Source organism: Streptomyces sp. 796.1 (assembly GCF_047525675.1).
Classification (GTDB): Bacteria; Actinomycetota; Actinomycetes; order Streptomycetales; family Streptomycetaceae; genus Streptomyces.
In genome coordinates, this window is the sequence record NZ_JBLIWA010000078.1 from 1 (window position 1) to 12,393 (window position 12,393).

Annotated in this window: 2 protein-coding genes; both read right to left on the minus strand. The window is 69.8% G+C overall.

Features of this window, described 5'->3' with window-relative positions:
• The coding region (locus ACMA1D_RS31460) for a condensation domain-containing protein (protein WP_414727389.1) at positions 1 to 1,712 on the minus strand (1,712 nt) is incomplete at its 3' end.
• The coding region (locus tag ACMA1D_RS31465; RefSeq protein ID WP_414727390.1) for an amino acid adenylation domain-containing protein at positions 1,709 to 12,393 on the minus strand (10,685 nt) is incomplete at its 5' end. The genes ACMA1D_RS31465 and ACMA1D_RS31460, both read right to left, overlap by 4 nt.

The window sequence follows — 12,393 nt, forward strand, 5'->3', positions numbered from 1 at the left end:
CCCACCAAATCCCCCACCGTCACCAACAAACCCAACCCACAATCCCCCACCACAAACCCCAACCGCTCCACCGGAAACTCCACATCCAACGGCACAAACCCCGCACCCGCCTTCCACACACCCAACAACACCACCAACAAATCAACCGACCGCGGCAACCCCACACCCACCACATCCCCCACACCCACACCACGCCCCACCAACAACCCCGCCACCACATCCGACCGCACATCCAACTCCCCATACGTCAACACCCCACCCACACCATCCCGCACCGCAACCGCCCCACCCCGCAACAACACCTGCTCACCAAACAACCCCAACATCGAACCACCCAACACACCCTCCGACGTCTCGTTCCACTCGCCGAGGATCCGCTCCAACTCCGGCTCCGTCAGGACGTCGAGCCGGCCGAGCGGCAGGGCCGCATCGGCGACCAGGGTGTGCATGATGTGGACGAAGCGGTCCAGGATCTGCTGGGCGGTCGTCTCGTCGTAGACGTCGGGGCGGTAGTCGAGCCGGAAGTGCATGGTGTCGCGGGCCGAACCCACCAGCATCAGCGGGTAGTGGGTGGCCTCGCGGTCCTTGCCCGGGGTGAGACGTACGCCCGCGCCGAGGCCGTCGCCCGCGACGTCGGCGCGCTCGACGGGGTAGTTCTGGAAGACCATCGAGGTGTCGAAGAGTTCGCCCTGACCGATCGCGCGCTGGATCTCGGCCAGCTCCAGGTGCTGGTGCGGCGCGAGGCGGGTGTGCTCGTCCTGCACTCGGGTGAGGAGGTCGCCGAGCGTCTCGGCGGGGCGCAGCCTGACCCGGGTGGGTACGGTGTTGATGAACAGGCCGACCATGCGCTCAACGCCCTCGATCTCCGGGGGGCGCCCGGAGACGGTGGTGCCGAAGACGATGTCGTCACGGCCGGTGTGCTTGGCGAGCACGACGCCCCAGGCCGTCTGGACGACGGTGTTCAGGGTGACGCCGCTGCTGCGCGCGAGTTCGCTGAGCCGGCGGGTGTCCGCGCTGCTCAGGGTGGCTTGGACGGCCGCGCTGGTGACGGTGGTGCGGCCGGCTTCCGGGGCGATCGGGGTGGGTTCGGTCAGGTCGGCGTAGGCCGTGCGCCAGGCGTCGCGGGCGGCCTCCCGGTCCTGGGCCGCCAGCCAGTTGATGTACTCGCGGTAGGGCCGGGCGCGAGGCAGGCTGTTGGTGTCGCCGCCGTTCTCGTACAGGGTGAAGAGTTCGCCCATCAAGATGGGCAGCGACCAACCGTCCAGGACCAGGTGGTGGTTGGTGAGGACGAGGCGGTGCAGGTCGGGGCCGAGGCGGAGCAGGGTGAAGCGCAGCAGCGGCGGACGGGTGACGTCGAACCTGGCGGTGCGGTCGGCGACCATGGCGGCGTCGGCGGCTTGGGCACGGTCCGCTTCGGGCAGGTCGGTGAAGTCGGTCTCGGTCCAGGGCAGCGGGACTTCCTGGAGGACGATCTGCGCCCAGTCGCCGTTCTTGCGCTGGCGGAAGGCGACGCGCAGCGCGGAGTGGCGAGCGAGCAGGGCCGTCGCCGCGGCGCGCAGGGCCGTCTTGTCGAGTTGGCCGTCGATGTCGAAGGAGGCTTGGACGACGTACGGGTCGAGTTCGCCCTCGTCGTACACGCTGTGGAAGAGCAGGCCCTCCTGGAGCGGGGCCAGGGGCAGGATGTCCTCGATCTTGCGCGGGTTCCGACTCACTTCTGGGCCTCTTCTTCGTCAGCAGCGTGTACGTCGTCGTCGAGGGCGGGGAACTCGTCGTCGGCGAAGAGGTCGCCGAGTTCGTCCTCGAATGCTTCGATCTCGTCCTGGGTGATCGAGCCCAGGGAAACGTCGGACGGGGTCAACCCGCCCGCTTCGGGGTTCTCGGCGTGGGTGACGAGGCCGCCCAGTGCCTGGAACCAGAGTTCGGCCAGGGCGCGTACCTGTGTCTCGTCGATGACTCCGGTGGCCCAGCTCCAGGTGGCCACGAGCTGGGAGCCGCCCGGGGCGTCGTGGGTGCGGGCGGTGAGTTCCAGCGGGTGCGCGAGGGGCAGGTGCGGGGGGTCGCCGGCAACGGCCGTGCGGCCGGCGAGCGGGGTCCAGTCCGCGGCGTCCGGACCGTCCGCCGCGGTGAAGCGACCGAGGTAGTTGAAGGCGACCTGGGGTTCGGGCAGGTCGGCGAAGCCGGCGGCGGTGCTGGGGTTCAGGTGGCGGACCAGGCCGTAACCCATGCCCTTGTCGGGTACGGAGCGCAGTTGTTCCTTGATGCGTTTGAGTACGGCGCCTGCGGTCGGGCCGCCGGCGAACGCATCGGTGAGGTCGGGTTGGCCGCCGTCGAGACGTACCGGGTACAGGTTGGTGAACCAGCCGACGGTGCGGGACAGGTCGCTGCCTTCGGCCACCTGTTCCTCGCGGCCGTGGCCCTCCAGGTCGAGCAGGAGCGGGGCGCCGTCGCGCCAGCGGGTCCATGCCATGGTGAAGGCGGTCAGCAGGACGTCGTTGACCTCGGCGTGGTAGGCGGCGGGCAGCCTGGTCAGGACGGCTTCGGTGACCTCGGTCGGCAGGGTGACGTCGATGCGGCCAGCGGTGGCCTGGGTGTCTCGTGCGGGGTCCAGGGCGCGGCGGCCCAGGCGCGGGTCCGGGGCGCTGAGGACCTGCTGCCACCAGGTGGCGTCGGCGACCCGGGCCGGGGTGGCTGCCTGTTCGGTGAGCCGCTGCGACCAGCGGCGCAGCGAGGTGCCGACGGCTTGCAGGGTGGGTTGCTTGCCTGCCGCGACGGCCTGGTACGCCTCGGCGAGGTCGGGTACGAGGATGCGCCAGGAGACGCCGTCGACGACCAGGTGGTGCAGGAGCAGCAGGAGCAGTCCGTGGGTGTGGGGGCCGCGGTCGAGCCAGACGACCTGGAGGAGGGTGCCGTCGGCGAGGTCGAGCCGGTCGCGGGCGGCCTCGCCGGCACGGTGCAGGAGTTCGTCCACGGCCGCTTCGGTGGCGCCGGTGGCGTCGATCCGGTGGACGAGGTGGGTGGCGTCGACGGTGCCGGGGGCGCGGACCTCAAGGCGTGGTTGGGGGCTGCGGGTGAGGCGGGCGCGGAGTGCGTCGTGGTGGTCGATGACGGCCTGTACGGCGTGGCTGAGGGTGTCGACGTCGAGCCCGGTGGGGGCCTGGAGCACGAGCGACATGTTGAAGGCGTCCAGGTCGTCGCCGCGGGCGAGCAGCCAGTGCATGATCGGGGTCAGTGGCACGTCGCCGATGCCGGCGCCGGGTTCCTCGACGGCCGCGCCGACGGCTTCGGTGGCCACCTCGGCGAGTGCGGCGACGGTGCGGTGCTCGAAGACGTCGCGTACGGAGATCTCCAGGCCGGCGCGGCGGGCGCGGCCGACGAGTTGGATGGAGAGGATGCTGTCGCCGCCGAGGTCGAAGAAGCCGTCGTCGATGCCGACCTCGTCCAGGCCGAGGATGTCGGCGTACAGCGCGCACAGGGTGCGTTCCCGGTCGGTGCGGGGTGCCTGGCCTGCGGGTTCGTGGTGGGTGGTGGGGTCGGGCAGGGCTGCGCGGTCGAGTTTGCCGTTGGCGGTGAGCGGCAGTGCGTCGATGGGGGTGACCACGGACGGCACCATGTAGTGCGGCAGGTTCTCGTCGAGGTGGGCGCGGAGGGTGCGGCCGAGGTCGGGAGCGTTGGTCCCGGGCCGCGGTACGACGTAGGCGATGAGTCGGGTGGGGCCGCCTGCCTCCTGGTGGGTGACGACGACCGCGGTGTCGACGGCGGGGTGACCGGCGAGCACGGCTTCGACCTCGCCGGGCTCGACACGGAAGCCGCCGATCTTGACCTGGTGGTCGACGCGGCCGAGGAATTCGAGCTTGCCGGTGCGGTTCCAGCGGACGACGTCGCCGGTGCGGTACATCCGGGTGCCGGGGCCGTCGAAGGGTGAGGCGACGAAGCGTTCCGCGGTGCGGTCGGGCCGGCCGACGTAGCCGCGGGCGAGTTGGGCGCCGCTGATGTAGAGCTCGCCGCGGACGCCGGTCGGTACGGGTTGTAGGGCGGCGTCCAGGACGTAGGCGCGGGCGTTCCACAGCGGTTGGCCGATGGGGGCCGACGAGGGCCACTCGTCGGTGTCGGCGGGGAGGGTGGTGGAGGTGGCGGCGTGGGTTTCGGCGGGCCCGTAGATGTTGTGGGCCATCCTGGGCCAGCCGCCGGCGCAGAAGGCGCGCAGTTCGTCGCTGAGGCGGAACTGTTCGCCGCCCTGGAAGAGGTCGGTGAGCGAGTCGAGCGGCTGGCCGCGGTCGGCCGCCGCGGCCAGCAGGGCGTCGATCACCAGGGTGGGGGCGAAGAGTTCGTTGATCTGGTGCCGGTTGATCCAGGCGGCCAGTTCGTACGCGTCGCGCCGGGTGTCTTCCGTGGGGATGACCAGGGTCTTGCCGGTGACCAGGGCCTGGAGGATCTCTTGTACGGCGAAGTCGAAGGACAGGGCGAGGAACTGTGCGGTGCGGGTGCCGACGCCGCCGTTGTAGCTGCTGGTGTGCCAGGCGAGCAGGTTGACCAGCGAGGACATCGGCATGACGACGCCCTTGGGGGTGCCGGTCGACCCCGAGGTGTAGACGACGTACGCGGGGTGGCGCGGGTCAAGGGGTCGGACGCGGTCGGCGTCGGTGAGGGCGGTCTCGGCCGCGGCGGCGATCTGCGCGGCGTCGGCCGGGGCGTCGATGACCAGGTGCCTGGTGGGTGTGTCGAGCAGCGGGGCGGGGGTGTCGCCGGACAGCGGGTGGGTGGGGGTGTCGCCGAGCAGCGGGCGGGTGGCCTGGTTGCTGAGTACGGCGCGGGGTGCGCAGTCGGCGATGATGGCGCGCAGCCGCTGTTCGGGGGCGGCGGTGTCCAGGGTGAGGTAGGCGGCGCCGGTCTTGAGGACTGCCAGCAGGGCGACGACGAGTTCGGGGGTGCGGGGCAGGGCGATGGCCACGATGTCGTCGCCACCGATCCCTTCGGCGGCCAGGGTGTGGGCCAGCCGGTTGGCGCGGGCCTCCAACTCCGCGTAACTGAGGGCGACTTCGTCTGTGAGGACGGCGATTGCGGTGGGGTTGTCCGCCGCCTGGCGTTCGAACTGGCTGGGCACGGGGTGGGCGGGCACCGGGTGGGCGGGGGCGTTCCACTCGTGCAGGATGCGGTGCCGCTCGTCGGGGAGCATGACGTCGAGTTGGCCGATGGGGCGCTCGGGGTCGGTGACGGCGTCGGTCAGCAGGCGCAGCAGCCGGTCGGCGAATCCGGCGACGGTGGGCCGGTCGAAGAGGTCCGCGTTGTACTCGACGGCGACGTGCATGCCGGCCGCCTCGCCGCCGGGGCCGTAGGTCTCGTCGAAGAAGAAGGCGAGGTCGAACTTGGCCCGGCCGGTCTCCGGTGCCTGGACGTCGGCGGTCAGGCCGGGCAGCCGCATCACGTCGAGGGCTTCTTGGTTGTTGTCGAAGCCGAGCAGGACCTGGAAGAGCGGGTGCCGGGCGAGCGAGCGGACCGGGCTGAGGACCTCCACCAGGCGTTCGAAGGGCAGGTCCTGGTGGGCGTAGGCACCCAGGTTGGTTTCCCTGACCCGGGCGATGAGTTCGCTGAAGGTGGGGTTGCCCGCGGTGTCGGTGCGCAGCACCAGGGTGTTGACGAAGAAGCCGACGAGCTCTTCGACGGCGACGTCGGTACGGCCTGCGATGGGGCTGCCGATGGGGATGTCGGTGCCGGCGCCGAGCCGGCCGAGCAGGGTGGCCAGGGCCGCCTGGGCGACCATGAACAGGCTGGATCGGGTCTCGCGGGCCAGGTCGGCGAGGTCTTCGTGGAGCGCTGCGGGGATGGTGACGTGCACCCGGCCGCCGCGGTGCGACTGCTGCGGGGGCCGCGGCCTGTCGGTGGGCAGCTCCAGCTCTTCGGGCAGGTCGGCGAGGGCCGTGCGCCAGTAGCCGAGTTGCCGGGAGATCTCGCTGTCCGGGTCGTCCTCGGAGCCCAGGACGGCGCGCTGCCACAGGGTGTAGTCGGCGTACTGGACCGGCAGCGGCTGCCAGTTCGGGGTGCGGCCGGCGACGCGGGCCGTGTAGGCGAGGGAGAGGTCACGGGCCATCGGGCCGAGGGACCATCCGTCGCCTGCGATGTGGTGCAGCACCAGGACGAGGGCGTTGCGCTGCTCGGGGGCGGTGAACAGCCAGGCGCGTACGGGGAGTTCGGCGGTGAGGTCGAAGGGGTGGGAGGCGGCCTGGTGGATGGCTTCGGTCAGCTCCTGTTGGCTCACCTCGCGTTCGATGAGCTCCGGCCGTGCCTGGGCGGCGGGCAGTATGACCTGGCGCGCCCCGTCGGTCCCGTCGGCGAACAGGGTGCGCAGGCTCTCGTGCCTGGCGACGACGTCGGCGAGGGCCTGGCGCAGGGCTGGCCGGTCGAGCGAGCCGGTCAGCCACAGCATGACGGGGATGTTGTAGGTGGCGCTCGGGCCCTCCAGGTTGTGCAGGAACCACAGCCGCTGTTGGGCGTAGGAGAGGGGGATGCGGGCCGGGCGTGTCACGGGTTGGATGGCGCGCCGGGCGCCGGATGCCTGCTCGATGGCCTCGGCGAGGCCGGCGACGGTGGGTTGCTCGAAGAGCCGGCGGATGGAGACTTCGACGCCGAGCACCGAACGCACCCTGCTGAGCAGGCGCACGGCGGACAGGGAGTGGCCGCCGCGGCCGAAGAAGTCGTCGTCGATGCCGATGGTGGGCACGTCGAGGAGTTCGGCGAAGAGGGTGCACAGGACCTGTTCGCGCGGGTTGCGCGGGCCGCGGAGCCGGGTGGGCCGCTGGGCCTGGTCGGCCCCGGGGGTGCGGCCGGTGGGTGTGTCGAGCAGCCGTAGTGCGCCGTCGTGGGTCCAGCGGGCCCGGTGTTCGGTGCGCTGCGCGCCGCCGCCCCCGCCGGGCAGTCGGGTGGCGTCGGGCCCGGCGGGCCGGGCCGTGGCGGCGGGCCGTTCGCCCTGGTCAGGGCCGGTCAGGTGGAGCCGGCCAGGCAGGCCGGGGGGCACCGGGTGGCCGGCCTCGTCCAGGATGTGCACGAGGCTGCCGGGCGCCGCTTCGGGCAGGCCGGCCGCGGCCAGTGCGGCGGCGACGGCGGGCCTGCTGGCGTCGCTCCACTCGGTGAGCAGCCGGTCGAGTTCGGCGTCGTCGGCGAGGCCGGCAGCCGACAGGGCGCGGTCCGGCGCGGCGGTCATGGTGGTGAGCAGCCGGTGGAAGGCGTCACCGATGGCGCGTACGGTCTCCAGGTCGAACAGGTCGGCGCTGAACTCCAGGTCCGCGTGGATGCCGGCGGGTGTGCCGCGGGCGTCGAACTCCTCGGTGAGCTCGAAGTTGAGGTCGAACTTGCTGTCCTCGATGGGCAGCCGCTCCAGTTCGGTGGCGATCCCCGGCAAGGTGGTGACCTCGGCGACCACCGCTGCGGGGTCGGTGTGGTGCAGGGTCAGGGAGACCTGGAAGAGCGGGTGGCGGGAGAGCGAGCGCTCGGGGTTGATGACCTCCACCAGCCGTTCGAAGGGCAGGTCCTGGTGGGCGTAGGCGGCCAGGCCCCGTTCCCGTACCCGCTCGATGAGCTGCGCGGGCGTCGGATCGCCCGAGGTGTCGGTGCGGAACACCAGGGTGTTGGCGAAGAACCCGACGAGCTCTTCGACCGCGGTGTCGGTACGCCCTGCGATGGGGCTGCCGACGGGGATGTCGGTGCCCGCGCCGAGCCGGGTGAGCAGGGCGGCCAGACCGGCCTGGAGGACGAGGAAGACGCTGGAGCCGGTGGCGCGGGCCAGCGCGGTCAGCGCGCGGTGCAGGGCGGGCGGCAGGTGGAAGGTGTGGACGCCGCCGCGCTGCGTCATCTGCTCCACGCGCCGCCGGTCGACCGGAAGCGCGATCTCCAGCGGCAGACCTTCCAATGCCCCCGTCCAGTAGGCGAGTTGGCGCGACACCTCGCTGTCCGGGTCGTCCTCAGAGCCCAGCACCTGGCGCTGCCACAGGCTGTAGTCCGCGTACTGGACGGGCAGCGGCTGCCAGCGCGGCGCACTGCGGGAGGTGACGCGCGCGGTGTACGCGGTGGCCACGTCACGGGCCAGCGGGCGCATCGACCAGCCGTCGCCGGCAATGTGGTGCAGGAGGAGCAGGAGTACGTGTTCCTCGGCACCGAGCGCGAACAGGGTGGCCCGCAGCGGGGGTTCGGTCGCCAGATCGAAGGCGTGCCGTGCGGCTGCGGCGAGTCCGGCAGCGAGCTCCGTCTCGTCCACGGGTCGTACGTCGAGGTGGACGAGGTCTTCCCGGGGTGCGAGGACGACCTGGGCGAACCCCTCGTCGTCCTGGGTGAAGACGGTGCGCAGGCTCTCGTGCCGGGCGACGACGTCGGCGAGCGCCAGCCGCAGCGCCTCGCGGTCCAGGGGCCCGGTCAGCCGCAGGGCGCCGGGGGCGTTGTACGCGGTGCTGCCGTCGTCAAGCAGGTCGAGGAAGCGCAGCCGTTGTTGGGCGTACGAGACGGGAATGCGCTCGGGCCGCGGCCCCGCAACGAGCTGCGGACGCCGACTCCCACCAAACACCTTCCCCTCCAACGCGGCCGACACCGCAACCACCGTCGGCGTCTCAAACACCTGCCGCAACGGCACCTCAACCCCGAGCACGACGCGGAGTCGAGACACCAGGCGGGTGGCAAGCAGGGAGTGCCCGCCCAGCCGGAAGAAGTCGTCATCGATGGAGACAGCCTCCACCCCGAGTACCTCGGCGAAGATCCCACAGAGCACTTCTTCGAGCGGGGAACGCGGGCCGCGGCCCTGCTCACCCTCACCGCTGTACTCCGGGGCCGGGAGCGCGCGGCGGTTCACCTTGCCGTTGACCGTGAGCGGGAACTCGTCCACCACGACGAAGGCCGAGGGAACCATGTAGTCCGGCAACCGCTCGGATACCCAACCACGGAGCCCATCCACCGGAACGTCGCAGCCGGTTTCCGGGGAGACGTACGCAACCAGCCGACGGTCTCCAGGACGATCCTCGCGCGCCAACACGACAGCACGAGTCACACCAGGATGACTAGTGAGGGTCGCCTCCACCTCACCCAGTTCGATACGGAAGCCACGGATCTTGACCTGATCATCTACTCGGCCAACGAACACCAACTGGCCATCCGCGTTCCAGCGCCCCACATCACCCGTGCGATACATCCGCCCACCCGCCGGGCCAAACGGATCAGCGACGAAGCGCTCGGCCGTCAAATCAAACCGACCCAGATACCCACGGGCCAACACCACACCCGCCACATACATTTCACCCACCACACCCGGAGGGACAGGCCGCAGATACTCGTCCAGGACATACATCCGGGTGTTCCAGAACGGCCGACCAATCGGAACCGGACCCTCACCCAACTCCGCACCCGGCTCGATCCAATAATCAGTGCAGTTGACCGTCGCCTCAGTCGGACCATAGGCGTTAACCACCACGACATCAGGGTGGGCCTGGCGCCAGGAAGACAACGCCTCGCCGACCAGCGCTTCACCACCCACCACCAGCATCTGTGACGGCGACACCTCACCCGGCAACGCCTCCAACAACCCCACATGCGACGGCGTCACCTTCATCAACGACGCACCCACACCCACCGCACCCTCATCCAAACCACCCAACACCACACACCCACCCGACACCAACGGCGTATACAACGCCGTCACCGTCAAATCAAACGCCACCGACGAATGCACCAACGACACCCCAGCAAACCCCCCATACACCACCCCCGCCCGCTCCAAGTACGCACCCAACGAACCATGCGACACCACCACACCCTTCGGCCGACCCGTCGACCCCGACGTATAAATCACATACGCCACACCCGAACCACCAACACGACCCACCACATCAGTCAACGACCCACCATCAAACCCACCAACACTACGAACCAACCCCACATCATCCACCACCAACACCGCACCCGAATCCTCCACAATCTCCCCCACCCGACCCACCGGCACCCCCACATCCACCGGCACATAACCCGCACCCACCTTCAACACACCCAACAACAACACCACCAACTCCACCGACCACGGCAACACCACCACCACCAACGACTCCCGCCCCACCCCACACGACAACAACCAACGACCCACCCGATTCGACCACTCATCCAACTCCCCATACGACAACACCCGACCACCACACACCAACGCCACACCATCCCGATCCCGCACCACCTGATCACCAAACAACTCCACCACCGAACGACCCGAAACACCCCGCACCTCACCACCACCCCACCCCACCAACAACCCCTCCAACTCACCCACACCCAACACCTCAACATCACTGACGCGAGCGTTCACGTCCCCGACCAAGCCGCCGAGGACCCGGACGAACCGCTCCACCAGCACCTCGGCCGAGCCGCGCTCGAAAAGATCCGTACTGAAGTCCAACGCACCGTCCAACACCACACCCTCAGCCGTGCGACGCTCGACGAAGCGGAACGACAGGTCGAACTTGGCTGCTGCTGCGCCGGTCTGTTCGCCGGTGACGGTGAGGCCGGGCAGGGTTGCGATGGTGGATTCGGCCGCCTGCTCCGTGTTGTCCATGGTCAGCATGGTCTGGAAGAGCGGGTGCCGAGACAGCGAGCGCTCCGGGTTCACCACCTCGACCAGGCGCTCGAAGGGCAGATCCTGGTGCGCGTACGCCTCCAGGTCCCACGCCCGCACCCGCTCCAACAACTCAGCGAACGTCGGATTCCCCGACGTGTCCGTACGCAGCACCAACGTGTTCACGAAGAACCCCACCAGGTTCTCCACCGCATCGTCGGTACGACCGGCGATCGGCGTGCCGACGGGGATGTCGGTCCCGGCGCCGAGGCGGGTCAGCAGCACGGCGAGGGCGCTCTGGAGCACCATGAAGGGGCTGGCCCTGTGCTCCCGCGCCACCCGAGCCACCTGCTCGGACAGCTCCGCGGGGAGCTCGAAGGAGATCCTGTCCCCCTCGTACGATGACACCGCCGGCCGCGGCCGGTCGAAGGGCAGTACCAGCTCTTCCGGCAGATCTGCCAGGGCGCGGGTCCAGTGGGCGAGCTGGTCGGCCACCAGGCTCTCCGGGTCCGACTCGTCGCCGAGCACGGTCCGCTGCCACAGGCTGTAGTCCGCGTACTGCACCGGCAACGGCGCCCAACCCGGAGCTGCCCCCGACGACACCCGCGCCTCATACGCAGCCGTCACATCACGCGCCAACGGCCCCATCGACCACGCATCACCCGCAATGTGATGCACCACCACCAACAACACACACTCATCCCCACCCAACTCAAACAACCACACCCGCCACGGCACCTCGCTGGCCAGGTCGAAGGCGTGCTGGGCGGCCTGCCGCAGCTCGTCCCGCAGGTCATCCTCACGGGTGGGTACGACGGTGACGTCGATGGGCGCAGCCGGCAGGATCACCTGGTGAGGGCCGTCAGCGTCCTCAGCGAAGACGGTCCGCAAGCTCTCGTGCCGCGCCGCCACATCCCCCAACGCCAACCGCAACGCAGCCCGATCCAAAGCCCCACTCAACCGCAGAGCCACCGGAATGTTGTACGCCGCACTCGGCCCCTCAAAACCATGCAAGAACCACAACCGCCGCTGCGCCAACGACAACGGCACCCGCACCGGCCGCTCCCGCACCGCACGCAACGGAATCCGACCGGCCCGCGCGCCGTCCAACACACCCACGAACTCGGCAACGGTGGGCGCCTCGAAGATCCGCCGCACCGCCACCTCAACGTTCAACACCGAACGCACCCGGCTGACCAGCTTCGTCGCCAGCAGCGAATGCCCACCCAGGGCGAAGAAGTCGTCATCGATCGAGACAGACTCCAACCCCAGCACCTCGGCGAACACCCCACACAACAGTTCCTCGCGCGGGGACCTGGGAGCACGACCGCGCTCCGCCGCCCCACCCTCGTACGCAGGCACGGGCAGGGCACGCCGGTTGACCTTGCCGTTCGCCGTCAACGGGAACTCATCCAGCACGACGATCGCCGACGGCACCATGTACGAAGGCAACCGGTCCGCCAACGCATCCCGTACGTCAACCACCAGGCTGGCCCGCACCGCTTCGGCCTCGCCCGCACCCGCAGCCGGAATCACGTAGGCAGTCAGTCGCTGGTCGCCCGGGACATCCTCACGAACCATCACCACCGCACGACCCACTGCCGGTTGATCCACCAACGCCGCCTCAACCTCACCGAGTTCGATCCGGAAACCACGCACCTTGACTTGGTCGTCAGCCCGCCCGACGAACTCCAACTCACCAGCCGTGTTCCAGCGCACCACATCACCCGTGCGATACATCCGCTCACCCGCCGGACCAAACGGATCCGCAACAAACCGCTCCGCGGTCAAACCAAACCGACCCACATACCCCTGCGCAACAC